Origin of the sequence: Candidatus Bipolaricaulis anaerobius (assembly GCF_900465355.1) — a bacterium.
GTDB lineage: Bacteria > Bipolaricaulota > Bipolaricaulia > Bipolaricaulales > Bipolaricaulaceae > Bipolaricaulis > Bipolaricaulis anaerobius.
Window position 1 is genome coordinate 984,570 of the sequence record NZ_LS483254.1, and the last position, 24,474, is coordinate 1,009,043.

A 24,474-nucleotide genomic window follows, 5' to 3' on the forward strand; every position below is an offset into this window, starting at 1 on the left:
CCTCCCCGCGCCACGACCGCAGTATACCCTAGCTCGGCCGGCGGTCCCCGCCGGGGAATCCGAGGGTGAGACGCTCCGGCCCATGGCGGGAGAGGACCTCGCGCAGGGCGTCCGTGAGCGCCGAGGGAGCGAACAGGTGCTCAGGGCGAAACGTCGCCGGGACAAGCCCGGCCAGCCCGACCCCGAGGAGGCGGACCCCGCTCTCGGCGTGGAGCCCACCCCGGTCGAGGAGCGCCACCGCCTCGTCGGCGATGAGCACGGGGTGATCCGTCGGCTCCGGGAGTTGGACTTGCCGGGTGCGGGTGGTGAAGTCCGCCCACCGGATCTTGACCCGCACCGTGGTCGCGAGCAGCCGCTCCTCGACCAACCGGGCCGCCAGGGCGACCGCGAGCTGCCGCACCTCACCCGCGATGACCTCCTCCTGGAACAGGTCCTCGGGGTAGGTCACCTCCTGGGAGATGGACTTCGCCTCCCGCGCCGGGACGACCGGAGAGTCGTCCAGGCCGCGGGCCAGCCGCCACAGGTGGGCACCGCCCCGCGGTCCAAACCAGGAGCAAAGGAGGCTCGCATCGACGTCGCGCAGGTCACCCCCAGTGTGGACCCCCCGCTCGGCGAGGACCTTCGCGGTGTGCGGGCCGATCCCCCACAACCGGCCGACGGGCAGGGGAGAGAGGAAGCCCTCCACGTCCTGTTCGTGAACGACATGGATCCCACCTGGCTTGGCTGCCTCCGACGCCAGCTTAGCGAGGAGCTTGTTCCCGGCGAGGCCCACCGAACACGCCAGGCCGGTCTCGGCCCGGATCCGCCGGTGGAGGCCGTGGGCCGTCTCCTCCGCCGGCCCGTGCAGGCGCTCCGTCCCCGTGAGGTCCACGAACGCCTCGTCAAGGGACAGAGGCTCGACCAGGGGGCTGTACGAGGCGAGGATCGCCCACACCTGCCCAGCCACCTGCTCGTACCGCGCGAAGCGGGGCGGCACGAACGCGGCATGGGGACACAGCATACGCGCTTTGGCGATCGGCATCGCGGAGTGCACCCCAAATGCCCGCGCCTCGTACGATGCCGTGGCGACCACGCCCCGCGGTCCCAGGCCGCCCACGACCACCGGCTGGCCGCGCAGCATAGGGTGGTCGAGCTGCTCCACGGCAGCGAAGAACGCGTCCATGTCCATGTGGAGGATCCACCGCGCCATGGGCCAATCGTAGCCGGTTTCGGGGCCCGAGGCGGAGGGCGCACCGTTGCCCCGCCGCGAGGACACCGCTAGAATCTAGCGCACACACCACGTCCCCATGGTCATCCCAGAGCACGGGTGAACGAGGAGGCAAACATGGAGATCCTCAAGGTCGCAGCTACGTCCAATCCCAACGCGGTCGCGGGGGCCATCGCCGGGGCACTGGAATCGGCGGGGCTCGTCGAGGCGCACGCCATCGGGGCGGGGGCCGTGAACCAGGCCATCAAGGCGATCGCCATTGCCCGTCGGCTCGTGGAGCGGGAGGGCGAGCCGGAGATCAAGGTCGTCCCCGGGTTCATCGACGTCGAGATCGGCGGCGAGGTCAAGACGGGCATGCGGTTCGTGATCGAGCGGTAATGCGGCTCGAAGCCTTGGTGCGGGCCGCAGTGGTGGAGGCGCTCGCGGCGGGGGGGAAGCCGGTCCCCGCGGAGGTCCCCATCGAGCGGACGACGCGGCCGGAGCACGGGGACCTGTCGACGCGGGTCGCGTTCCTCCTCGCCCGGGAGCTCGGGGCACCGCCGGCTACGATCGCAGCCGAGCTCGCCGCCCGACTCGCCGCAGATCCGTCCTTCCTCAAGGTCCAACCGGCGAACGGGTTCGTCAACTTCACCCTTCACCCCACGACCCTCCACTCTGTCCTGCGGCAGATCCTCTCCTCCGGCGACCGCTACGGGCGGGGGGAGGAGGGGGAAGGGAAGACGGTGCAGGTCGAGTTCGTGTCCTCGAACCCCACCGGCCCCCTCACCATCGGCCACCTCCGCCAGGCCGCACTGGGGGATGTGGTGGCCGAGCTCTACGCTCAGCTCGGCTGGCGGGCAGTCCGCGAGTACTACCTGAACGATGAGGGGAGACAAATGGATCTCCTCGCCCAGTCCCTGTGGGCCCGCTACCGCCAAGCGTTGGGCGACGACCAGCCGATCCCGGAGGGGGGGTATCAGGGGGCGTACCTCGCCGAGATCGGAGCGGAGCTCGCCCAGGCATGGGGCAACGCCCACCCCAGATGGGATGAGGCGGCGCGCGCCGTGTTCCGGAGCGAAGCCGTGGCCCGGATGATGGCGATGATCCACGAGGACCTCGACGCGATCGGGGTCCGGTTCGACGTGTGGACGAAGGAGGGCGACCTCCACCGGCGGGGCCTCGTCCAGGAGGCGCTCGCTCGGCTCAAGCAGCGGGGGGCGGTGTACGAGAAGGACGGGGCGCTCTGGCTCGCCAGCACCCGCCATGGGCTGGACCGCGACCCCGTGCTCCTCCGCTCCGACGGGACCCCGACCTACACGCTGGTGGACATCGCCTACCACCTGGACAAGGCCCGTCGCGGGTTCGACCTCGTCATCAACGTTCAAGGGGCCGACCATGTGGACGAGCAGCGCCAGGTCCTGCTCGCCCTGAAACTCCTCGGGCTCCCCGACGGGTTCGTTCGCTACTGCCTCCACCAGTTCGTGACCCTCAAGGGGGAGGAGGGGATTCAGCGCATGTCCACCCGCGCCGGGCGGTTCCTGCGCCTGAAGGACCTCGTGGCCGACGTCGGGCGGGACGTAGCCCGCTACTTCATGGTCATGCGCAAGCCCGGAAGCCACCTCGTGTTCGACTACGCCCTCGCGCGGGACACGAGCCTGGAGAACCCAGTTTACTACGTGCAGTACGGCTATACCCGCATCGCGTCCCTATTCCGGGAAGCCGAGCGAGCGGGCGAGAGGCCGCCCGATCTCCGCACCGTGGACCTGTCCCCCCTCACCGACGACCGCGAGCTCGCCTTGATCAGGGAGCTCGACCGCTTCCCGGACGTGGTGGAGGTCGCGGCCCACGAGTTCGCTCCCCACCTCTTGTGCGAGTACCTGGAGGGGCTGAGCGGGCTCCTCCACCCCTACTACGCCCACGTGAGGATCCTCGGGCAGGGCCCGGCCACCCCTGCCCGGCTCGCCCTCCTTGGCGGGATCCAGCTCGTCCTCGGGCGCGGCCTGGGGATTCTCGGCGTCTCCGCCCCGGAAGCGATGTAGGCGACCGATGACCGAGAACCGGCCGGCGGATGACGGCTCCCGCACGATCTGGGACCGCCTGCGACGGGGATTGGCCCGCACCCGTGATGGCCTCCTCGGCCCGCTCCAGGGGACGAAGGACTCCGTTGGGCCTGAGATCCTCGCCCGGCTGGAGGAGGTGCTCCTCTCCGCCGATGTGGGCCCGGAGGAGACCGCGACCATCATCGCCCAGGTGGAGGCAACCCTCGCCACGGCGGGAGCGGACTGGCCGGCGGTGGAAGGGGCGCTCGCGGCCGCCCTGCGGGGCGCGCTCGCGGGCGCGGAGCGGGGGTTCACTCTCCCCCCCGTGCGGCCGGCGGTGCTCCTGTTCGTCGGCGTGAACGGGTCGGGGAAGACGACGACCGTGGCCAAGGTGGCCCACCGCCTCTCCCAGGACGGGGCACGACCGCTCCTCGTGGCAGCGGACACGTTCCGCGCTGCCGCCATTGACCAGCTCGTCAACCTCGCCCGCGAGAGCGGGGTCGAGGTGGTCGCCCATCGCCCGGGAGCCGATCCCGGCGCCGTGGTCCACGACGCGCTGGAGCACGCCCGCACTGCCGGGTATGATGCCGTCTTGGTTGACACCGCTGGACGCCTCCAGACGAAGCGGCCCCTGATGGAGGAGCTGGGGAAGGTGCGCCGCGTGGTGGAACGCCTCCAGGGTCGCCCCCCCGATGAGCGGCTCCTCGTTGTGGACGCCACCGTAGGGCAAAACGCGATCTCCCAGGCGGAGCTCTTCCACGAGGCGGTGGGGCTCACCGGCCTGGTGGTGACCAAGCTGGATGGGACGGCCCGCGGGGGGGCGGTGATCCCGATCTCGCGGGCGCTTGGCCTCCCCATCCTCTGGATCGGGCTGGGGGAAGGACTGGACGAACTTGAGCCGTTCCGAACTGATGATTTCGTTCGGGCGCTCGTACGGGGGTAGATGATGGCGAAGTACGTGTACGTGTTCGGCGCCGATGCGACCGAAGGGTCGGCGGAGATGCGGGACCTGCTGGGCGGCAAGGGGGCGAACCTCGCCGACATGGCGCGGCTGGGGATCCCGGTTCCCCCGGGGTTCACGATCACGACCGAGGTATGCGCCTACTACTACGCTCATGGACGGCAGTACCCCCCTGAGCTTGCGTCCCAGGTCGAGGCAGCCCTTGGGGTGGTGGAAAAGGCGACCGGCCGACGGTTCGGAGATCCCGAGAATCCTCTCCTCGTCTCTATTCGCTCCGGCGCGCGACGCTCGATGCCGGGGATGATGGAGACGGTCCTCAACGTCGGCCTCACCGAGCAAACCCTCCGCGGCCTCATCGCCCAGACGGGGAACGAGCGGTTCGCCTACGACGCCTACCGCCGCCTGGTGATGATGTACTCCGACGTAGTGATGGAGAAGGGAGCGGGGATCGAGCCGGCGGAGGGGAAGGGGATCCGCCGGATCCTCGATGCCCGCCTGGCCGCCCTCAAGGCGCGGCGCGGGTACGGGTCCGATGTGGAGTTGACCGCATCCGACCTCAAGGCCCTCGTTGCTCGGTTCAAGAAGACGGTCCGGGAGCGGCTGGGGCAGCCGTTTCCCGAGGATCCGTGGGACCAACTGTGGGGGGCGATCGGGGCCGTGTTCGCGAGCTGGATGGGCAAGCGCGCGGTCGAGTACCGGCGCATCGAGCGGATCCCCGACGACTGGGGCACCGCGGTCAACGTCCAGGCGATGGTGTTCGGGAACATGGGCGATGACTCCGCCACCGGCGTCGCGTTCACCCGCAACCCGGCCACGGGCGAAAACGCGTTCTATGGCGAGTACCTCATCAACGCGCAAGGAGAGGATGTCGTCGCCGGGATCCGCACCCCTGCTCCCCTGAACGCTCACTCCCGCAACGAGCAGAGCCGCCACCTCCCGACCCTGGAGGAGGTGATGCCCGCCGCGTACCGAGAGCTCGTCGGGATCCGGGACAAGCTCGAGCGTCGCTACCGCGACATGCAGGACATCGAGTTCACGATCGAACGCAGGAAGCTCTACATGCTCCAGTGCCGCACCGGGAAGCGCACGGGCGTGGCCGCAGTGCGGATGGCGGTGGACATGCTCGATGAGGGGCTGATCGATGCCCGGACCGCTGTGCGGCGCGTGGACCCGCTCCAGCTCGTCGAGCTCCTCCTCCCGCGGCTCGATCCGCAGGCGGAGAGCAAGGCCACGCCGATCGCAACGGGGCTCCCCGCTGGGCCGGGGGGGGCCGTCGGGCGGGCCGTGTTCACGGCGCACGACGCCGTGGAGTGGGCCTCCCGGGGGGAGAAGGTGATCCTCGTGCGGGAGGAGACCTCCCCTGAGGATGTGGATGGGATGCACAAGGCTCAGGCCGTGCTCACGTCCAAGGGTGGGATGACCTCCCACGCCGCCCTCGTCGCCCGCGGGTGGGGCAAGTGCTGCATCGTCGGGTGCGGGGACATCGAGATCGGCCGCGATGGCCGCTCGTTCCGCGCGCGGGGGGGGCAGGTCGTCAAGGAAGGGGATTGGATCAGCCTCAACGGGACCTCAGGCCGCGTGTACGTGGGGCAGCTGCCCCTCGTGCCAGCCGATCCGGAGGGGAACCCGTTCTACGTCCGCCTGATGAAGCTCGCCGACGGGTTCCGCAAGCTCCACGTGCGCACGAACGCCGATACCCCCAAGGATGCGGCCCAGGCGATCGCGTTCGGGGCGGAAGGGATCGGCCTCTTCCGCACCGAGCACATGTTCTACGGCGAGGGGAGCGAGGAACCCTTGTTCCTCCTCCGCAAGGTGATCATGAGCTCAACCGAGGAGGAGCGCCGCCGGGCCCTGGATGAGCTCTTCCCCTACGTCAAGGCTGATGTGAAGGCGACCCTCGCGGTGATGGATGGGCGTCCGGTCACGATCCGGCTCCTCGATCCCCCGCTCCATGAGTTCGTCCCCCACGATCGGGCGAAGCTCGCCCGCCTCGCCGAGGAACTGGGGATCACGATGCCGAAGCTCCGCAAGCGGGTGGAGGCGCTGCGAGAGACGAACCCGATGCTCGGGCACCGCGGCGTGAGGCTGGGGATCACGTACCCCGAGATCACGGAGATGCAGATCCGGGCGATTTTTGAGGCCGCTGGCGAGCTCCTGGCGTCCGGAAAAAATCCGATCCCGGAGGTGATGATCCCCGTCACCTCCACCGTCCGCGAGCTCGACCACCAGAAGGCGATCTTCGATCGGGTGCGCGATGAGGTGCGGTCCCAGCTTGGGCTAGCTGAGCTTCCGTGCCTGTTCGGGACGATGATCGAGATCCCCCGCGCCGCGCTGCGGGGGGGGGACATCGCGGCCACGGCCGAGTTCTTCAGCTTCGGCACGAACGACCTCACCCAGATGACGTTCGGGTTCAGCCGGGACGACATCGGAGGGTTCCTCCCCGACTACCTGCGGAGCGGGATCCTGCCAGCCGATCCGTTCCAGACGATTGACCAGGACGGGGTGGGGGAGCTCATCGCCCTCGGCATCGCCCGCGGGCGGGCGACCCGCCCCGAGCTGGAGGTCGGGATCTGCGGTGAACATGGGGGAGATCCCGAAAGCGTCATGTTCTGCCATCGCGTAGGGATGGACTACGTGAGCTGCTCCCCGTTCCGCGTCCCGATCGCCCGCCTCGCTGCCGCCCACGCCGCTCTGGCCGGCCCCGAGGAGGAAGGCAACTAGCCCCCTCGCCATGCTCCGGTTCGTGCTCGGGCGGGCGGTGGCGCTCCTCGGCACGGTGCTGTTCGCCGCGCTGGCGGTGTTCCTCCTTCTCACGGTGATCCCCGGGGACGCAGCCCGGCTCGTGGTGGGGCCGGAGGCCACGCCCGAGGCCTACCGCGCGGCCCGGGAGGCCCTCGGCCTTGACCGGCCGTGGCCGGCCCGGTTCGGGGACTGGCTCGGCCGGGCGCTCCGGGGGGACCTCGGGATGTCGTGGGTCTACCCGCGGCCGGTCGGCGAGCTCCTCGTCCGCGCCCTCAGCGTTACCCTCCCCCTCGCCCTGCTCGCGATCGCCGTCGCCAGCATCCTCGGCCTCGGTGTGGGGATCCTCGCTTCCTCCCACCTCGGACGGGCTGCCGACCTCGGGCTGATGGCCCTCGCCCAAATCGGGATCGCTGTCCCCGAGTTCTGGGTGGGGATCCTCCTCATGGGCTGGTTCGCGGTGGGGTGGCGCATCCTCCCCTCGGGCGGGTTTCCGGGGTGGGGGGAGCCAGGGGCACTGGCGTACCTCGTCCTCCCCGCCCTCGCCCTCTCCCTCCCGCGGGGGGCGTACCTGGCGCGGATGGTGCGGGCGGCTGTGGCAGACGTGCTCTCCAGCGACGCGATCCGCACCGCGCGGGCGAAGGGGCTCCCCGAGCGGCGGGTGATCCTCGTCCATGCCCTGCGCGGGGCGCTCGTCCCGGTGGCGGCGGCGTTCGGCCTCACCTTCGCCCGGCTCATGGCGGGGACGCTCGTGATCGAAAACGTGTTCTCCCTGCCGGGGGTGGGCTGGTACGCGGTGCGGGCCGCAAACGGGCGCGACCTCTACCTCCTCCTCGGGATCGCCGTCACCGCGGCGGCTCTGGTGGGCCTGGTGAGTGCAGGTGCGGATCTCGCCTACGCTTTCCTCAACCCGCGGATCCGTTACCGATGACCTCCCTGCGCCTGGGGGCGATCCTCGTCGGGCTCGGGCTGGGGCTCGTCCTCCTCGGGTTGATCTGGCTCCCTGCCCCTCCCACCTCCCTCGGCCCGGTGCAGTTCTCCCCACCCTCGCTGCGCCATCCGCTGGGGACCGATTGGTTCGGCCGCGACATCCTGAGCCGGGTGATGGTGGGGGGACGGGTGAGCTGGGCCGTGGCTGCGATCGCGGTGGGCGTGGGCGGAACAGCGGGGATCATCCTCGGGGCGATCGCCGGACACGCCGGCGGCATCGTCGGCGAGGCCCTGATGCGCGTTCCCGACCTCCTGCTCGCGTTCCCGGCGGTCCTCGTGGCGCTCCTCCTCTCCACCGTGCTCGGGCCAGGGCTCCTCGGGGTGACGCTCGCCATCTCCCTGTTCACCCTCCCCTACTTCGCCCGGCTCACACACTCCAGCGTCCTCGCCCTGCGCGAGGAGGAGTTCGTCGTCGCGGCACGGGCGGTGGGGTGCTCGCCGGGGCGGATCGTCCTCCGCCACATCCTCCCCAACCTCTCCTCCCCCCTCCTCGTCCAGGCGTCGGTGAGCCTCGGGAGCGCCTTCCTCGCCGAAGCGGCCCTGTCCTATTTGGGGCTGGGGACCCAGCCGCCGGACCCGGCGTGGGGCCGCATGCTGCGGGAAGCGCAAACCTACGTGGGCCTCTCCCCATGGCCGGCCGTGTTCCCCGGCCTCATCCTCGGCCTCACCGTGCTCGGGCTGAACCTCCTCGGCGACGGGCTGCGCGACCTCGCCGACCCCCTCACCCGCCGCCTCATCCCTTGGCGGCGGCCGTGAAGTCGAGCACGTAGTGGGGCAGGATCTTGACCCCCGTCACCCCGGCCCGTTGGACGAGGATCTGGTGGGGGGCGACGAGGAACACGTTGACCGCCTCCGTGGCGAGGATGTACTGGGCCGCGGCGTAGATGCGCTGTCGCTCGTCGGGGTCCGCCACCGCAATCCCCCTCCGGAGAAGCTCGTCGAGCTCCGGTGAGCTCCACCCCCGACGGAAGTAGTAGTCCGGCCGGTCCGGGCCGTACGCCCTCAGGATCGGCGCCGGGTCGAGCCGACCGATCTGGGCGACCACGGTGAGGTCGTAGTCGGCCTGCCCGTACACGCGGTCGAGCCACGTCCCCCAGTCTACGATCTGCAGCTCCAGCCGGATCCCCACCTCCCCAAGCTGGGCAGCGAGGAGCTCGCCCGTGCGGACGTGTTGTGGGTAGTTGCCGGGGAGGGTCAGGGTCGCCGAAAACCCGCGAGGGTACCCAGCGGCGGCGAGGAGGTCCCGCGCCGTGGCCGGATCGTAGGGATAGACCCAGGTCATGTCCGCGTAGTAGGGGACCGAAGGGGCGAGGTGGCTCCCCACCGGCGAGGCGAACCCATAGTAGACGAGGGAGATCAGCTGCTCCCGATCCACGGCGTGGGCGAGCGCCTGGCGCACGCGGAGGTCGGAGAACGGGGCGCGGGCGGTGTTCGTGGCGAGGATCTGCACGAGGTCCTGAGGCTGGGACACCACCCGCAGCTGCGGGTCCTGGGTCAGGGTGGCCGCGATCTCGGGGACGACCTCCGCCACGAGGTCCACATCCCCCGCCCGGAGCGCGGCGAGCTGGGCCGCCGGATCGGTGATGAACCGGAACGTCAGGGCCTCAAGGACGGGGAGCGCGGGGAGGTAGTAGTCGCTCCAGCGCACGAGGCGCAGGCTGTACCCCGGCCTCCACTCCTCGAACCGGAATGGCCCAGTCCCGACCGGGTTCCCGGCCAGATCCTCCCTCCCCGGAGGGACGATCACCGAGTCCCCGAGGGCGAGCACGGTGAGGAACGAAGCATCCGGGGCCCGGAGTTGGAAACGCACCGTCCGCCCATCGGGGGATTCGATCGCGTCCACCCCGGCAAAGTACTCGCGATGGGGGTGCCCGGTCTGGGGATCCATCGTCCGCAGGAAGCTCTTCCGTACAGCGTCCGCATCGCAGGGGGTCCCATCGTGGAACCTGATCCCCTCCCGGAGGTGGAACGTGTACACGAGGCCATCGGGGGAGATCTCCCACGCGGAAGCGATCTGCCCGTGGAGGTCCCCCGTCTCATCCACCTGCACGAGGTTCTCGTACAGGTTGTGGTGGAGGAGGAGCTTGATCACACCCGCCGAGTTCGTCGTGGGGTCCAGGCCGGGGGGCTCGGTGGACACGGCGATCACGAGTTCGGCCGCCGGGGCGGCGACCACCAAGGCCAACATCAGAAAAGCGAACATCACCTTCGACACGGAGTGTCACCTCCCGAAAGATTGGAGTGTCACCTCCGCGGGGAAGACTACCGAAGGGGCGGGGGCCCGTCAACGGGGGTTGCGGTCAGAGATGAGGCGCAGCCCGTCCAGGGTCAGCCAGGGATCGCTGACCACGATCTCGGGGATGAGGGGAGCGAGGAGCGGGGCCAGCTCCCCCGTCGCCACCCCCACTGCCCCCGTCCCCAGTTCATCCCCGATTCTTCCCACCAGGTGGCGCACCAGGCCCACGTGTCCAAGGACGACCCCCGCCTGCATGGCATGGACGGTGTTCTTGCCGAGGACGGATGACGGGGGGAGGAGGGAAGCACGCGGGAGCCCGGCCGTCCTCTCGGCAAGGGCCTCCGCCCCCGTGCCCAAGCCCGGGGCGATCGCGACCCCCACGAGCGCGCCCTGGGCGGAGACCGCAGTGAACGTGGTCGCGGCCCCGAACCCCACGACCACGCACGCCCCCCTCGCCATGGCATGGGCCGCAACCGCCCCCGCCACGAGGTCCGCCCCGACCTCGCTCGGGTGGTCCACGCGCAGGTCGAGTCCTGTCTTCACCCCCGGCCCGAGGACGAGCGGCCGGGAGCGAGACAGGCGCTCCACCACATCGCCGAACACCTCGGTGAGCGCCGGGACGACGCTTGCGAGCACCGCGCGCCGGGGCTCCGCCCCCAACCGGAGCTCCCGCAGCATCTTCCCGATCAGGAATGCGTACTCGTCCCCCGTCCGCCCGACCACGGTCTGCAGGCGCCACCGGGCCCGCCAGCTCTCACCATCGTGGACCCCGAGGGCGATCGTGCTGTTGTTGACCTCGACCGCGAGAAGCATGGGACGATTGTAGCAACGGGGGCAGGCGACGCTCAGCGGAGAGCCGGGTGCCCGCGATCCCGGCCCCTCATAGCCTCCTACGGGAACGCATGAGGGAGCGATGGATGGCGGTCGCAGACCGCTTGCCCGCCCCCATCGCCGAGATGACGGTCGCCGCGCCCGTCGCGATATCCCCCCCGGCGAACACGCCTCCCCGGCTGGTGGCCCCATCCTCGTCGGTCCAGATCGTTCCTCCCTCGGCCACGCGAAGGCCGGGCGTCGTCCGGGGGACGAGGGGATGGGGTTGGTTCCCGATGGCGACGATCACCGTGGCCACGGGGAGGACGAAGTTCGAGCCGGGCACGGGCACCGGCCGGCGGCGGCCGGACCCGTCCGGTTCCCCAAGCTCCATCCGCAGGCACTCCACCCCCTCGACCCGACCACCCTCCCCCAGGAACCGCACTGGGTTCACGAGGACGTGGAGCTCGACCCCTTCCTCCTTGGCGTGGTGGACCTCCTCGACCCGGGCCGGCATCTCCGCCTCGGTCCGGCGGTAGAGGATCATCACCCGCTCGGCCCCGAGGCGGAGCGCGGTGCGGGCGGCGTCCATCGCCACATTTCCCCCCCCGACGACGGCCACCGTCTTCCCGACCTTGACCGGGGTGTCGTACTCCGGGAAGAGGTAGGCGCGCATGAGGTTGACGCGGGTGAGGAACTCGTTTGCGGAGTAGATCCCGGTGAAGTTCTCCCCGGGGACGCCGAGGAACTGGGGGAGGCCAGCCCCCGTGCCGATGAACACCGCCTCGTATCCGTCGGTGAACAGGTCATCCACCGTGAGGGTCCGGCCGACCACGGCATTCACCTCGATCGCCACCCCCATCTTCCGCAGGTTCGCGATCTCCCCCTGCACGATGCGCTTAGGAAGGCGGAACTCGGGGATCCCGTACATCAGCACGCCCCCCGGCTCGTGCAGCGCCTCGAACACGGTCACGGCATGCCCCCCGCGCCGCAGGTCGGCCGCGCAGGTGAGGCCAGCCGGGCCTGATCCGACCACCGCGATCCGAACCCCTGTCGGGGGCGCCACTTCCGGGACCTGCACCCCGTGCTGGGACTCCCAGTCCGCGGCGAACCGCTCCAGGCGACCGATCGCCACGGGCTCGAACCTCCGCCCGAGCGTGCAGGGAGCCTGGCACTGCACCTCCTGGGGGCACACCCGGCCGCACACCGCGGGGAGGTTGTTCGTCTGCTTGATCGTGGTGATCGCGGCCCGGAAGTCCCCCTCCCGGATCTCGCGGATGAACTTGGGGATGTGGATGTTGACGGGGCACCCGTTCATACACGGCGCGTCCCGGCACTGCAGGCAGCGTGCTGCCTCCTCCTGTGCCTCGTCGGGGGTGTACCCGGCGGGGACTTCGTCGAACGTGCGGGTGCGGGCCTGGGGGTCCCGCTCGCGCATCGGAACCTGGGTCGGGCGGATCACGAGCGCCCCCCCTGCGCCGCGACGTAGCGCTCCAGGGCGTACCTCTCCTCATACGTGAACGTCCCCAGCCGGGAAAGGAGGAGGTCCCAGTTCACAAGGTCCCCCGGGAACTCCGGGCCGTCCACGCACGTGAACCGTGTCTCCCCTCCGACCTCAACCCGACAGGCCCCGCACATCCCCGTGCCATCGAGCATGATCGCGTTGAGGGAGACGGTCGCGGGCACCCCGAACTCCTGGCAGGTCCTGGCGCAGAACTTCATCATGATCGCGGGGCCGATCGCCCACACGTGCGCGACCTTTCGCGTGGCGAGCACCTCCTGGAGGGGGGTCGTGACCACCCCCTTCACCCCCTGGCTCCCGTCGTCGGTGGCGATGTGGAGCTCGGAGGAGACCTCGGCAATGCGGTCCAGCCACAGCAAGAGGCCCTTCGTGCGCGCCCCCACAACCGCGATCACCTCGTTCCCCTCCGCGCGGAGCGCCCGGGCGATGGGATAGATGGGGGCGATCCCCACGCCTCCCCCCACGCAGACCACGGTCCCGTAGCGCCGGATCGTAGAGGGAGATCCGAGCGGGCCGACCACGTCGCGGATCGTGTCCCCGATGCCGAACCTCTCCCCGAGCTCCCGCGTGCTCTTCCCCACCATCTGCACCACCAGCGTGATCGTCCCCCGCCCGGGGTCCCAGTCCGCAAGCGTGAGGGGGATCCGCTCCCCCCGCTCATGGAGGCGCACCACCGCGAACTGGCCCGCCCGGGCCCGGGCGGCGATGCGCGGGGCCTCCACCACGAGCTCCACGACGTTCGGGCCCAGGGGTCGCTTCGCAAGGATCATGTTCATCATCGTTCACCTTCCCGGCGTTGATCCCTGATTATGACCCGCATCGCCCCATCGGGGGGGGCGCTGCCTGGACGCGCCACCTCTGTTCCGATGGCCAAAACGGGCCAAAACCGCCATGGGGATAAGACTTTTCCCCCCTTCACAGCGAGGCCATTTCGTGCTATAGTCCCTCCTAGACGTGAGAGGATCGTTTCATCCCCCCGTTTTCGCACGCACACCTGTGCACAATGGAGGCTCAAGGAGTGACCCGATGGAAGTGGTGAGGTTTGGCAACGAAGTGACCGAAGACCAGGATGCCGCCGAAGAGGAAGTCACGTGGTGGGACACCGAACGGGAAAGCCGGCGTAGCCCGGAGAACCCGATTCGGACCTACTTTGATGAGATCTCGCGCGTCCCCCTCCTCACAAAGGAAGAGGAGGTGGCCCTCGCCCAGCGCGTCGAGGCGGGGGATAAGGAAGCCAAGGAAAAGCTCGCCGAGGCCAACCTGCGCCTGGTGGTGTCGATCGCCAAGAAGTACCGCGGGTGCGGACTCCCGTTCTTGGACCTGATCCAGGAGGGGAACCTCGGCCTCATGAAGGCGGTCGAGAAGTTCGACTGGCGCAAGGGGTACAAGTTCTCCACCTACGCCACGTGGTGGATCCGTCAAGCGATCCTGCGCGCGATCACGAACCGCTCGCGCACGATCCGCGTCCCGACGCACATCAACGAGCTGATCCGCAAGATCCACCAGGCGGAGCGGGACCACCTCAAGGAGCACGGGATCGGGCCGAGCCTGGAGGAGCTCGCCGAGGGGCTGGATACGACGGTGGACAACATCGTCAAGGCGAAGAAGACCTCCCAGTACACGGCGTCGCTCGATACCCCGATCGGGTACGACGACGAAGGAGCGGTCCTGGGCGACTTCATCGAGGATGAGGGCGCGGTCTCCCCGACCCGCGAGACGTTCAAGGAGCTCCTCCAGCACGAGCTTCAGAAGGCCCTCAAGGAGCGCCTGACCCCCCGCGAGCGGCGGGTGATCGAGCTCCGCTATGGGCTCGATGGGAACCCGCCCAAGACCCTCGACGACGTGGGAGATATCTTCGGGATCTCCCGCGAGCGGGTCCGCCAAATCCAGAAGGAAGGCCTGGAGAAACTGCGGGACTCCTCGGTGCTGCGGAAGCTCGAACAGTTCAGGCAGATCCTCGAGGAGAGCTGAGCTAGCTCTTCCGCTTCTTCGCAGGGCCCTGTTTCGGCCTCGTCGCGGCCGGGGCGGAGTCCTCGTGGGTAGGGCAAAGAGCGTTCGAGCAGCGCACGCCCCGCCGCGGGTCCTCATAGATCACGCCCCCCCCGCACGTCGGGCAGGCTCCGATCGGACGCCCGGCAACGAGGAACCGGCAGTCCGGGTAGCGGGAGCAGGCGTAGAAGGTGCCGTAGCGCTTCCCGAACCGCTCCACGAGCTCCCCCTCTCCACAGCGGGGGCAGGTGACCCCGGTCGGGACGGGGGACGTGGTCCGGCAGCTCGGGCAGGAGAGGTACCGCCCGTAGCGGCCGTGTCGGACGACCATCGGCGTCCCACACTTCGGACAGGGGGTGGCGGGAGCGGACTCGGCCGCGGACAGGCCCGCCGCGAGTTCAACGCGATCCGACGTGTAGCGGAAGGGGACGTTGGGGGGGAGGGCCTTCGTGGTCCGGCACTCCGGGTACCGGGAGCACCCGAGGTACAGGTTCCCCCGCCACACGCGGACCTCCATCGGCGCCCCGCAGGATGGACAAGCCACATCGCTCAGGGCGCGGAACGGCTTTCCTCCCTTCGAGAGCGCCTCCTCCACCGTGTGCAGTCGGGGCGAAAACCAGCGGTAGAACGAACGGAGGAGCTCGCCCCGCCCGAGGTCGCCTTCCTGGATTCGGTCGAGATCGGACTCCATCCGGGCGGTGAACGCTTCCTCCACCGTCTCCGGGAAGTACAGGCGCAGAAGATCGGTCACGAGGTGCCCGAGGAGGGTCGGTCGAAGCGAGCTCCCTTCGCGCACCACGTACCCGCGGTCCTGGATGACGGACACGATCTGGGCGTAGGTGCTGGGGCGCCCGATCCCCTCCTGCTCGAGCTTGCGCACGATCCCCGCCTCGGTGAACCGCTTCGGGGGCTCGGTCGTGCGCTCCTCGACCTCGATCTCCGGGCGCGGGAGCTCCAGGCCGGGCGTAAGCCCGTCGGGGAGGGAGGCCTCCTCATCCTCGAGCGGGGCCACAGGGAGCACGGAGGTGAACCCCGGGGAGATCATCCGCGACGAGGAGGCGCGAAACGTCCGGTCGCCGGCACGGATCGTGACCTTCCGGCGAACCCAGATCCCGTCTGCCATCTGGCTTGCGACGAACCGTCGCCAGATGAGGTCGTAGAGCTTGCGCTGGTCCGGGGCAAGGTGGGGCGCCACCTCGTCCGGCGTGCGGGTGACCTGGGTGGGGCGGATCGCCTCATGGGCATCCTGGGCCCGCCTCTTGTTCCGGAAGTGGCGGGGCTTCGGGGACAGCGCCTTGGCCCCGAACTCCGACTTCACGAACGCCCGCGCGGCGGCGATGGCCGAGTCCGCCACGCGCACGGAATCCGTGCGCATGTAGGTGATAAGGCCCACCATCTCCCCACCGATTGCCACCCCCTCGTACAGGCTCTGGGCGATCTGCATCGTGCGTTTGGGGGAGAACCCAAGCTCGCTCGACGCCGCCTGCTGAAGGGTGGAGGTGATGAACGGCGGCGATGGCCGACGGAGGACCTCCTCCTCCTCAACCGCCTCCACCATGAACCGCGCCCGGGCGAGATCCTGGGTCAGGGCCGCGACTTCGTCCGGGGCGGTGAGCCGGCCGTCGAGGCGCGCCGCGAACGGGGGCTCTGATGGGAACAGGGCAGCCACTTCCCAGTACGGTTCCGGGACGAAGCTCTGGATCTCCAGCTCCCGATCGCAGATGAACCGCAGGGCGACGGACTGCACGCGGCCCGCCGACAGGCCTTCGAACCGCCGGCCCGCCAGCACCCGCGACAGCAAGGGGCTGATCTGGTATCCAACGAGTCGGTCCAAGATCCGGCGCGCTCGTTGGGCCTCCACCTTGGCGAGGTCGATCGGCCCGGGGTGAAGGAGGGCCTCCCGCACCGCCTGGGGGGTGATCTCGTGCAGGAGGACCCGCACGTACCTGCCCCCATCGCCGAGGAGCTCCATCAGGTCGTAGGCGATCGCCTCGCCTTCCCGATCGGGGTCGGTGGCGAGGTAGACCCGGGACGCATCCTCGGTCTTCTTGCGCAGCTCGGCAAGGAGCTTGCGGTCCCGCACGACCCACTTTGGGGTGAAGTCGTCGTTCAGTTCAACGCCGAGCTCATCCTCGGGGAGATCGCGGACGTGTCCCTTGGAGGAGAGGACGACGAATTCATTGCCGAGGAAGGAGGCGAGGGTGCGGGCCTTCGTCGGTGACTCGACGATCACAACATCCTTGGGCATGGTTTCAGGCGCGCATTATCAGGGGGGAGGTCGTGGGGCGCAAGGGACCGAAGAGCCGAGCCCCGGCCACGAGGCCGGGGCTCGGCATCGGTTGCCCGTTGACCTAGTACTCGGGCGGAGGCGTGGGCATCGCTTCCTTCTTCTCCTCCTTGATCTCCGCCACCAGCGCCTCCGTCGTAAGGAGCATCCCCGCGATCGAAGCCGCGTTCTGGAGAGCAGTCCGCGTGACCTTGGTCGGATCGATGATCCCGGCCTCGAACATGTCGCGGAACTCCTCGGTCTCGACGTCGAACCCGATCACGTTCTTCTCCTTCTTCAGCTGTTCGACGATCACCGCTCCCTCGAACCCGGCGTTCTCCGCCAGTTGCCGGGCGGGGAGCTCAACCGCCCTCCGCAAGAGCTGAACGCCGACCTTCTCGTCGCCTTCGAGCTCCTTCTCGAGCTTCTCGAGCGCCTTGAGGGTCCGCAGGAGGGCCACCCCGCCGCCGGGGAGGATCCCCTCGTCCACCGCGGCCTTCGTCGCCTCGAGGGCGTCCTCCATGCGGTGCTTCTTCTCCTCGAGCTCGGTCTCCGTGGCCGCCCCGACCTTGATCACCGCCACTCCACCCGCGAGCTTGGCCTTCCGCTCCTCGAGCTTCTCCCGGTCGTAGTCGGAGTCGGTGCCCTTGATCTGCTCTTCGATCTGCTCGATGCGGGCCTTGATCGCCTCGGGGTTCCCCTTGCCCCCGATGATCGTCGTGTCCTCGTGATCCACGCGGACCCGCTCCGCCCGGCCGAGCATGTCGAGGGTGGTGTTCTTGATCTCCATCCCCGCGTCCTCGGCCACCACGACGCCGCCGGTGAGGATCGCGATGTCTTCAAGCATCGCCTTCCGCCGGTCCCCGAACCCGGGGGCCTTCACCGCGCAGGAGAGGAGCGTGCCCTTGAGCTTGTTGAGGACGAGGGTGGATAGCGCCTCGCCAGTCACGTCCTTGGCGATGATGAGGAGAGGCTTCCCGGTCTGGGCCACCTTCTCCAAGAGGGGGATCATCTCCATCGCGTTCTTCAGCTCACGATCCGTGACGAGGATGTAGGGGTTCTCGAGCTCGACCTCCATCTTCTTGGGGTTGGTGACGAAGTAGGGGGAGATGTACTCTCGGTCGAACTGCATCCCCTCCACGACCTCATAGTAGGTCTCGATCGTGTCCGAGTCCTCAACGGTGATGACCCCGGCCTCGCCCACCTCCTCCATTGCGTCGGCGATGACGCGGCCGATCTCCGGGTCGTGGGCGGTGATCGAGGCGACCTGGGCCGTCTCCGCCTTGGTGGAGAGCTTGCGCGACATCTTCGTCAGCTCCTCCACCACCACCTTCACCCCCTTCTCCATCCCCCGCTTGAGGGCCATCGGGTTCGCGCCCGCGGCGACCATCTTGAACCCCTCCTTGAGGAGGGCATGGGCGAGGACCGTGGCGGTGGTCGTCCCGTCGCCGGCGACGTCGTTCGTCTTGGAGGCGACCTCCTTCACGAGCTGGGCCCCCATGTTCTCGAACGGATCCTGGTACTCCTGCTCCTCAGCGATCGTGACGCCATCGTCCACGATGTCGGGGGACCCGAACTTCTTCTCGATCCCAACGTGGCGCCCGCGGGGACCGAGGGTGACGCGCACCACGCTCGCGAGCTTTTCGACCCCCGAGAGCAACTTGCGACGCGCTTCTTCTCCGAATAGGACTTCTTTCGCTGCCATGGTTCCCTCCTAGCCTTCCACGATCGCGAGGACGTCCGTGGTCTTGACGAGCAAGTGCTTCTCCTCGCCGATGCGGATCTCCGTGCCGGAGTACGCGGAGATCAGTACCGTGTCCCCGACCTTCATCTCGAACTTCTCGCCGGTCCCGAGGGCGACCACTTCGCCCTTGACCGCCTTCTCATCCTTCACCGATTCGGGAAGGACGATCCCGCCCGCCGTACGGCGCTCTTCCTCCTCGATCTTCTTGACGAGGATCCGATTCCCCAAAGGCTTTACCTTCATCGGCACCTCCTTGGTGTGAGTTTAGCACTCCTGGGGTACGGCTGCTAACCGGTGGCATTGTACCGGCCCCCTCTACGGCGTCAAGGTTGAGGCGCGCGGGGGGGGCGCCGGACGATCCTGACCGCTCCGGTTGGTCCCGAGCGGACGGCCCCGTTGCCATCGGGCCCGGAGCGCGACTACAATGAGCACCGACAATGGCCAACCGCATCACCGCCCCCGAGCGCCAGGAGGGCGACCTCACCGGTCGCACCCTGCGGCCCCAATCCCTGGCCGAGTTCGTGGGGCAGAACGCGATCCGGGAGCGGTTGCAGGTGTACATCCAGGCGGCCAGGGCGCGGGGGGAGCCGCTCGACCACGTGCTCCTCCTCTCGCCGCCGGGGCTGGGCAAGACGACGCTCGCCTACATCATCGCCCGGGAGATGGGGAGCGAGATCAAGGTCTCCTCCGGGCCGGCGATCGAACGGCCGGGCGACCTCGCCGCGATCCTCACCCACCTTGCCCCAGGGGACGTGCTGTTCTTGGACGAGATCCACCGCCTGCGGCCCCCCGTAGAAGAGGTCCTCTACCCGGCGATGGAGGACTACAAGCTCGACATCGTGGTCGGAGAGGGCCCCCACGCCCGCTCGATCCGGCTCGACCTGGCGCCGTTCACGTTGGTGGGGGCCACGACGCGGGAGGGCCTCCTCACCACTCCGCTACGGGACCGGTTCGAGGTCGTGTTCCGCCTCGACTTCTACGCCCCGGAGGAGCTGGCGGAGATCCTCGCCCGTGCTGCGCCCCGCATCGGGTGCGAGGTGGACCGCGATGCGGCCAGGGAGCTGGCGCTGCGGGCGCGGGGGACGCCGCGGATCGCGATCCGGCTCCTCCGCCGGGCGCGCGACGTGGCCCAGGTGACCGGCACGAGCCGGATCACCGCCGCCGCGGCCCGGGAGACCCTGACCATGCTCGGGATCGACGAGCTGGGGCTTGACACGTTGGACCGTCGGATCCTCACCATCCTCGTGGACCGCTTCGATGGGGGACCGGTGGGGTTGGACACGCTCGCCGCCGCGCTGGGGGAAGATCCGGATACGATCGCTGACCTCTACGAGCCTTTCCTGATCGCGCTCGGGTTCATCCGCCGCACCCCCCAGGGGCGGGTGGCGAGCGAACGGGCCTACGCCCACCTCGGGCGGACGCCGACCCGTCTCCTCTAGGGCCGGCGGAGGAACGCCCGCGCTCCGGAGAGGAACTCCCCCACCACCCCGATGAACCGGCGCCAGTCGATGATCAACGCCACGGTGGTCCAGATGAGGCCAGCGTAGACAACGACTGGGTCGTGCCACAGGCCGACGACGAACGGCAGGAACACCCAAGGGCAGGCCAGGATCATCGTCACGGACTTGAAGCGGGGGAACTCCCCCGACCACTTGAGGACCGCGAGCGAGATCGCAGCCCCCACGAGGAGGTACAGCACCGCCGGGAGCGGGGGGACGAAGCCCGTCAGGATGAGGTAGATGGCCGAGGAGAGGACCATCAGCATGTCGATGTGGAACTCGTGCTCGCCGATCCACGTCGGGTCCTTCTCCCAGCGGCGGGCGAGCCGCCCGTCGGCCATGTCCGTCGTCCACCCGAGGAGGAGGAGGAAGGCCACCGTCCGCAAGGCAGATGGCCCGACGGGCACGAGGCCGAGGATCGCCACCGCCGCCAGCGCGCGCGCCGCCGTCAGCCAATCCGGGATCCACTTCTTCTTGGCCATACCACCCGCACAAGTATAACCCATCGTTCCACGCGGGGCGGACGGTTGGGATCCTAGTCCCCGAGGCGCAACCCTTCATCGAGGGGGGAGAAGCGGACCTTGGCCTGGGCGAACGCCGGCACCTCAAGCGAGAGGCGGATCCCACCCAAATGGGCGGCCAAGCCGAGGCGTAGGCAGCCCGCGATCGAACGAACGATCCCCCCCTCGAGCTGCACGAGGCTCCCGGTCCGGAAGTCGTACTCGATCGCCCCGGAAACGAACCAGTCCGGGGTGAGCGCCCACTCCACGCCTGCCGCCATCCGGCTGAGGGCCACCGGGGCCATCCCCAGGCGGGCCGCCGCGAACCAGGAGATGGACCCATCGGACCACGACGCCCTCGCGACCGTATCCTCCCACGCGCCGTCGCCCTTCGTCCCGCCCGTCACCGCGAGGCGGGCCGGCCCGTTCTGCACCGCAAGCGACCACCTCGCCCGGGCTAAGGCGAGGGGAAAGGTGAAGGAGAGGTCAGACGAGAACCCTGCTCCGGCCACGCTCCACCTGAGGGGGAGCGGGGCGGCCGCGGCGAGGTCCCATCCCCACGTCAGCCGCTCCTGCCACCCACCCAGCTGGGCCGAGAACCCGATCGAGAGCTGGTTCACCGGCGGCTCGGCGTCGAACGCAAACGGCGACCGGCCGATCACGCCCCGCCCGAGGTAGGAGAGGGAGAACGGCCCCCAGGAAAGGCTGGGGCCGATCTCCCCCGTCACGCGTTCCCCGGTCGCGTAGTGGGCGAACGATGCCTGCCACGGCAGGGAGACGGAGAAGGGGCCGACCCCTCGCTTTCCCGTCCAGGAGAGGCGGAGGGCCTGCCGCCACCCGGAGACCTCCTCCTCGCGGAATACGCCGCCGGAGAGGTGAAGGGAGAGGTCCCCCCCGAGCCAGTCCCTCTCCGTCCGCGCGACGGTGATCTCCGGGGCGCGTTCGTAGCGGGTGTCCTCCCTCTCCACCCACCCCCAAGTCGCGGCCCACTTCCACCCCTGCCAGTCCCCGGAGAGGTCCGCCTGGCGTGTGGTCGAAGTGAGGTGGAGCGCGCCCGTCCAAGGGGCGTCACCTCTCCCTCCCGAGAACTCGAGAGCGAAGGAGGACGGCGTCAAGGCGAGCGACCCGTTCTCCCACAGCGCCCGGAGCGACGGATCAGCACGGCCCGTCCCGGGGTACCAGGTGATGCCGACCGCCCCGACCAATCCCTCCCCGAACGCCCACGGGATCGCCCACCGCAGGAAGAGATCCCCCCTCGTCCACCCGACCTCCGGGAACAGGGGGAACCCCTCCTCGCCCAGGCGGGCGGCATAGAACGGGAGCCAACCCACCGGGATCCCGAACGAGGTCACGACGATGGACCGCGCATACAGCCACTGCTCGGGCACGAGCTCGAACTGGGAAGCCTCCACGATGTAGGGGGCAGCGGAGAAGCAGGGGCAGGTTGTGAACCGGACGCCGTGGGCCTCCACCCGAACGAGCTCGCCTGAGGTGAACTGGGCCTCGCCCTGCTCCCCGAAGAAGAGAAGCGTCTCCTCCTTCTCCGGGCCGCGGAACGACGAGGCGCCGCTGAACCCGCTCGCCGTGACGGAGGACAGCTCACCCGCGGGGCTGAGCTGGGCCACGAGGTGGGACGCGCGCAGGTCCCCATCGGGGGTGAGGAGGAGGGCGCCCTCGGCCACGACGGACCAACCCTCCGCCTCCTCGCGGGCGCGAAGGGCTTCCGCCTCCAGCACATACACGTCGAACTCCGCCCGAACCCCGCGGCCCTCCAGGGCGGTTGCCCCGTCGGTCACGATGAGTTCGTCCGCACGGAGGGACGAAAACGGTGGCCCCGCCGCTCCCGAGAAGTCACCCACCAGGAGCAAGAAGAGGAACGGAAGGAGCCCGCGCAGCCGTAGACGGTCGGAGGTCACCAAGAGGAGGAGCCCCAGCAGGCCGAACACAAGGTGGGGGATCCACGCCCCAAGGGAGGGGGGGATGACGCCCCGTTGGGCGAGGGTCCGGGCCCACACGAACATGCCCTGCGCCGCCGCGGCGAGGAGGAACCCCGCGATCGCCCCCGCCGCCCGCCCGCGGCGGCCGAGCAACAGCCCAAGCGGCGCCCCGAACAGCACGAACACGAACGCGGCCACCGCCACCGCGATCTTCGAGTGGTACTCCACCACGAACGACCGCGGGTCGAGCCCCGACCGGCGGAGGAGGTCAATCCGCTCCGCAAGCTCGCGCAGCGACATCTCGGCCGCGGTCTTCCCCCCGAGCACCGCCCGCCGCAGGTCCTCCTCCACCTCAAGGGTCAACCGCTCGAACCGCACGAGCTCGGTGAGGCCCCCATCGGGGGCGAACCGCAGCACCCGCCCGGTGGTGAGCTCGAGCGTCCCCCTTTCGAACCGCCCTTCCTGGGCGGTGATCACCGTGGGGAACCGCCCTTCCACGGGGTAGATCCGCCCGGTGAGGTCGTAGATGAGGATCCCCGTGAGCCGCTCGCCCTCGCTCCGCTCCACGTAGTACGTCTCCCCGTACAGCCCGCGGAAGAACACGGCCTCCTGGACTTGGGGGGCCGCCCCCCGGTAGAGGAGGGCGAGGAGCTCTTGACGGTAGGCAGCCTCCGCCGGGGGGACTGCAAACTCCCCGAGGGAGAACGAGACCGCGCTGGCAACGGCCCCAAACGCAAGGAAGGGCACCGTGAGGCGCCGCAGGGAGTACCCGAGGGCCTGGAACGCGAGGAGCTCCCGATCCGCGGCGAGGCGCCCCAGGGCGAGGAACGTGGCGAGGAGCGCCGCAGCGGGGATGGCGTAGGTGAACAGGGTCGGCAGCTTGAACGCCACCAGCCGGAGGAGCTCAGCGGCCCCGGCGCCGTGGGCGAACACGGTATCGGAGAGGGAGATCACGAGTTGAAGCCCAATGAAGACCAGAAACGCAAGGATCGCCACGAAGAACGGCGGCACGATCTCCCGGGCGAGGTAGCGATCCACCCTCCACTTCACGCTCGATCATACCGGGCCGGGTTCGGGCCGACTACGTCTGGACGGTGTGGGTCGCTCGGGCGCGAAGCCGGCGGTCAGCCCGCGGGCCGCGATCGCACAGGAGTGCGCCCGGGCAAGGTGAGCTCGTCGCCGATGCGGCCCAATGCCTCCCGGGCGAGCGGCGCCCGCTCGGGATCGTCCAGCCACCGCCTCAGTTCGGTCCCCACCGCATCCGGGCACGTCGCGGCCAGCCGCACGAGGGCGCGCGCCACCGCCGCGCGCACGTAGCGCCGCCCATCGAGGGCCACCCGCCGCAGCACGATGAGCGCCTTCCGGGCAACGGCCTGGGGAGCCTGCCCAAGCACGGTGGCCACGTGCCACAGCACCTGTTCGTCGTGGGAGGCGGACCACAGGGTCAACTGCTCGAACAGGTCGTCGGGGTAGGAGGGGAAGAACGCGCGGGCGAGGACCCCTTCGACCGCGCTGCGCACCTCGGGGGCCCGATCGTGGAGGAGGGGGTCGAGGAGGCGAAGGAGGGGCTCGACCCGGTCCATCCCCAGGGGATGGACCGCCATGCCGGACACGAGGACCGCCGCCCGGCGCACGAGGGGATTCGCGTCCGTTCGCCAGGCACCGAGGAGGGGATAGGCTTCGTTGAAGTGGCAGTGGAGGATCTCCCCCGCGGCCCGAACGGCCGCGTCGCGGGTGTAGCGGTCGTCATCGGCAGCCAGCTCCCGTAAGCGGAGCAGGGCGTCCGCGGGATGGGGGGAGCGGCCGAGGAGCGTCGCCGCAAGCCGCCGGCCCTCCACAGAGCCGGGGACGAGCCGGGCAACCCACTCGAGCACGTCCTCCTGGGAAAGCTCCACCAGAACACGATCACGCGATGCCCCCCCTCGTCGCCACGCCTCCAGGACCTGCTCGTGCGTCATGGGGGGAGCATAGCAACGGGATCCACATCCCGTCAAATCGGCTACCGCGAGGCGTCGGGCGGCCCTCTGGCGCCCCTCCCCCCTCGGATGGGGTAGGA

The 24,474-nt window shown here is 69.6% G+C and carries 19 protein-coding genes; 8 read left to right on the forward strand and 11 right to left on the reverse strand.

The window, feature by feature from the left end; all coding sequences use genetic code 11:
• Positions 1-28 precede the first annotated feature (28 nt).
• Positions 29-1,189, reverse strand: a complete 1,161-nt coding sequence (locus tag BARAN1_RS04785) for a DNA polymerase IV (RefSeq protein WP_122031414.1) — start codon at positions 1,187-1,189, stop codon at positions 29-31.
• Between the two features lie 135 nt (positions 1,190-1,324).
• On the opposite strand from BARAN1_RS04785, the gene BARAN1_RS04790 reads away from it, so the two are divergent.
• Genes BARAN1_RS04790 through BARAN1_RS04815 form a run of 6 tightly spaced genes read left to right on the forward strand, consistent with a single transcriptional unit; the run spans position 1,325 to position 8,671 of the window.
• Positions 1,325-1,585: a stage V sporulation protein S gene (locus tag BARAN1_RS04790; protein WP_122031787.1), complete on the forward strand. Its 261-nt coding sequence runs from the start codon at positions 1,325-1,327 to the stop codon at positions 1,583-1,585.
• Positions 1,585-3,225: an arginine--tRNA ligase gene (gene argS / locus BARAN1_RS04795; protein ID WP_122031416.1), complete on the forward strand. Its 1,641-nt coding sequence runs from the start codon at positions 1,585-1,587 to the stop codon at positions 3,223-3,225. Before BARAN1_RS04790 ends, argS begins: the two co-directional genes overlap by 1 nt.
• Positions 3,226-3,232: 7 nt before the next feature.
• On the forward strand, positions 3,233-4,168 hold the full coding sequence (gene ftsY / locus BARAN1_RS04800) for a signal recognition particle-docking protein FtsY (protein ID WP_122031419.1): 936 nt from the start codon (positions 3,233-3,235) through the stop codon (positions 4,166-4,168).
• A gap of 3 nt (positions 4,169-4,171) precedes the next feature.
• Positions 4,172-6,907 carry a pyruvate, phosphate dikinase gene (ppdK, locus tag BARAN1_RS04805; RefSeq protein ID WP_122031788.1) on the forward strand — a complete coding sequence of 912 codons (2,736 nt, stop codon included), beginning with the start codon at positions 4,172-4,174 and terminating at the stop codon, positions 6,905-6,907.
• Between the two features lie 10 nt (positions 6,908-6,917).
• Positions 6,918-7,856 (forward strand): ABC transporter permease, encoded by a 939-nt coding sequence (locus BARAN1_RS04810; protein ID WP_122031421.1) that lies wholly within the window; start codon positions 6,918-6,920, stop codon positions 7,854-7,856.
• Complete coding sequence (locus tag BARAN1_RS04815) at positions 7,853-8,671, forward strand: ABC transporter permease (RefSeq protein ID WP_122031423.1); 819 nt, start codon at positions 7,853-7,855, stop codon at positions 8,669-8,671. Before BARAN1_RS04810 ends, BARAN1_RS04815 begins: the two co-directional genes overlap by 4 nt.
• Here BARAN1_RS04815 and BARAN1_RS04820 read toward each other — a convergent pair.
• From BARAN1_RS04820 to BARAN1_RS04835, 4 genes are all read right to left on the reverse strand, one after another.
• On the reverse strand, positions 8,649-10,130 hold the full coding sequence (locus BARAN1_RS04820; protein ID WP_122031425.1) for an ABC transporter substrate-binding protein: 1,482 nt from the start codon (positions 10,128-10,130) through the stop codon (positions 8,649-8,651). The genes BARAN1_RS04815 and BARAN1_RS04820 overlap by 23 nt on opposite strands.
• A gap of 69 nt (positions 10,131-10,199) precedes the next feature.
• Positions 10,200-10,964, reverse strand: a complete 765-nt coding sequence (locus BARAN1_RS04825; RefSeq protein ID WP_122031427.1) for a type III pantothenate kinase — start codon at positions 10,962-10,964, stop codon at positions 10,200-10,202.
• Between the two features lie 67 nt (positions 10,965-11,031).
• Positions 11,032-12,399, reverse strand: a complete 1,368-nt coding sequence (gltA, locus tag BARAN1_RS04830) for an NADPH-dependent glutamate synthase (RefSeq protein ID WP_122031429.1) — start codon at positions 12,397-12,399, stop codon at positions 11,032-11,034.
• 20 nt (positions 12,400-12,419) lie between these two features.
• The gene (locus BARAN1_RS04835) at positions 12,420-13,253 is read right to left on the reverse strand and encodes a sulfide/dihydroorotate dehydrogenase-like FAD/NAD-binding protein (protein WP_320410384.1); all 834 of its coding nucleotides are present in this window, start codon (positions 13,251-13,253) and stop codon (positions 12,420-12,422) included.
• Positions 13,254-13,509: 256 nt separating this feature from the next.
• Here BARAN1_RS04835 and BARAN1_RS04840 point away from each other — a divergent pair, with 256 nt between their 5' ends.
• Entirely contained in the window at positions 13,510-14,454 is a 945-nt protein-coding gene (locus tag BARAN1_RS04840; RefSeq protein WP_122031431.1) for a sigma-70 family RNA polymerase sigma factor, read from the forward strand.
• A gap of 1 nt (position 14,455) precedes the next feature.
• Here the strand turns inward: BARAN1_RS04840 and topA are convergent, their stop codons facing one another.
• The 3 genes from topA to BARAN1_RS04855 form a co-directional block, all read right to left on the reverse strand.
• The gene (gene topA, locus BARAN1_RS04845; RefSeq protein ID WP_122031433.1) at positions 14,456-16,720 is read right to left on the reverse strand and encodes a type I DNA topoisomerase; all 2,265 of its coding nucleotides are present in this window, start codon (positions 16,718-16,720) and stop codon (positions 14,456-14,458) included.
• 103 nt (positions 16,721-16,823) lie between these two features.
• On the reverse strand, positions 16,824-18,443 hold the full coding sequence (gene groL, locus BARAN1_RS04850) for a chaperonin GroEL (protein ID WP_122031435.1): 1,620 nt from the start codon (positions 18,441-18,443) through the stop codon (positions 16,824-16,826).
• Between the two features lie 9 nt (positions 18,444-18,452).
• Complete coding sequence (locus BARAN1_RS04855) at positions 18,453-18,725, reverse strand: co-chaperone GroES (RefSeq protein ID WP_122031437.1); 273 nt, start codon at positions 18,723-18,725, stop codon at positions 18,453-18,455.
• A 194-nt stretch (positions 18,726-18,919) separates the two neighbouring features.
• Here BARAN1_RS04855 and ruvB point away from each other — a divergent pair, with 194 nt between their 5' ends.
• Positions 18,920-19,921 (forward strand): Holliday junction branch migration DNA helicase RuvB, encoded by a 1,002-nt coding sequence (gene ruvB / locus BARAN1_RS04860; protein WP_122031439.1) that lies wholly within the window; start codon positions 18,920-18,922, stop codon positions 19,919-19,921.
• Here the strand turns inward: ruvB and BARAN1_RS04865 are convergent.
• From BARAN1_RS04865 to BARAN1_RS04875, 3 genes are all read right to left on the reverse strand, one after another.
• Entirely contained in the window at positions 19,918-20,463 is a 546-nt protein-coding gene (locus BARAN1_RS04865) for a CDP-alcohol phosphatidyltransferase family protein (RefSeq protein ID WP_157959485.1), read from the reverse strand. The genes ruvB and BARAN1_RS04865 overlap by 4 nt on opposite strands.
• A 53-nt stretch (positions 20,464-20,516) precedes the next feature.
• Complete coding sequence (locus tag BARAN1_RS04870; protein ID WP_122031443.1) at positions 20,517-23,468, reverse strand: LptF/LptG family permease; 2,952 nt, start codon at positions 23,466-23,468, stop codon at positions 20,517-20,519.
• A 74-nt stretch (positions 23,469-23,542) separates the two neighbouring features.
• Positions 23,543-24,376 (reverse strand): HEAT repeat domain-containing protein, encoded by an 834-nt coding sequence (locus BARAN1_RS04875; RefSeq protein WP_122031445.1) that lies wholly within the window; start codon positions 24,374-24,376, stop codon positions 23,543-23,545.
• Positions 24,377-24,474 lie beyond the last annotated feature (98 nt).

What these genes read in the sequence shown, in the direction of transcription:
- BARAN1_RS04785 (WP_122031414.1), bottom strand. Translation starts at nt 1,189, where the DNA reads ATGGCGCGGTGGATCCTCCACATGGACATGGACGCGTTCTTCGCTGCC.
- BARAN1_RS04790 (WP_122031787.1), top strand. Translation starts at nt 1,325, where the DNA reads ATGGAGATCCTCAAGGTCGCAGCTACGTCCAATCCCAACGCGGTCGCG.
- argS (WP_122031416.1), top strand. Translation starts at nt 1,585, where the DNA reads ATGCGGCTCGAAGCCTTGGTGCGGGCCGCAGTGGTGGAGGCGCTCGCG.
- ftsY (WP_122031419.1), top strand. Translation starts at nt 3,233, where the DNA reads ATGACCGAGAACCGGCCGGCGGATGACGGCTCCCGCACGATCTGGGAC.
- ppdK (WP_122031788.1), top strand. Translation starts at nt 4,172, where the DNA reads ATGGCGAAGTACGTGTACGTGTTCGGCGCCGATGCGACCGAAGGGTCG.
- BARAN1_RS04810 (WP_122031421.1), top strand. Translation starts at nt 6,918, where the DNA reads ATGCTCCGGTTCGTGCTCGGGCGGGCGGTGGCGCTCCTCGGCACGGTG.
- BARAN1_RS04815 (WP_122031423.1), top strand. Translation starts at nt 7,853, where the DNA reads ATGACCTCCCTGCGCCTGGGGGCGATCCTCGTCGGGCTCGGGCTGGGG.
- BARAN1_RS04825 (WP_122031427.1), bottom strand. Translation starts at nt 10,964, where the DNA reads ATGCTTCTCGCGGTCGAGGTCAACAACAGCACGATCGCCCTCGGGGTC.
- gltA (WP_122031429.1), bottom strand. Translation starts at nt 12,399, where the DNA reads ATGCGCGAGCGGGACCCCCAGGCCCGCACCCGCACGTTCGACGAAGTC.
- BARAN1_RS04835 (WP_320410384.1), bottom strand. Translation starts at nt 13,253, where the DNA reads ATGATCCTTGCGAAGCGACCCCTGGGCCCGAACGTCGTGGAGCTCGTG.
- BARAN1_RS04840 (WP_122031431.1), top strand. Translation starts at nt 13,510, where the DNA reads ATGGAAGTGGTGAGGTTTGGCAACGAAGTGACCGAAGACCAGGATGCC.
- topA (WP_122031433.1), bottom strand. Translation starts at nt 16,720, where the DNA reads ATGCCCAAGGATGTTGTGATCGTCGAGTCACCGACGAAGGCCCGCACC.
- groL (WP_122031435.1), bottom strand. Translation starts at nt 18,443, where the DNA reads ATGGCAGCGAAAGAAGTCCTATTCGGAGAAGAAGCGCGTCGCAAGTTG.
- BARAN1_RS04855 (WP_122031437.1), bottom strand. Translation starts at nt 18,725, where the DNA reads ATGAAGGTAAAGCCTTTGGGGAATCGGATCCTCGTCAAGAAGATCGAG.
- ruvB (WP_122031439.1), top strand. Translation starts at nt 18,920, where the DNA reads ATGGCCAACCGCATCACCGCCCCCGAGCGCCAGGAGGGCGACCTCACC.
- BARAN1_RS04865 (WP_157959485.1), bottom strand. Translation starts at nt 20,463, where the DNA reads ATGGCCAAGAAGAAGTGGATCCCGGATTGGCTGACGGCGGCGCGCGCG.
- BARAN1_RS04875 (WP_122031445.1), bottom strand. Translation starts at nt 24,376, where the DNA reads ATGACGCACGAGCAGGTCCTGGAGGCGTGGCGACGAGGGGGGGCATCG.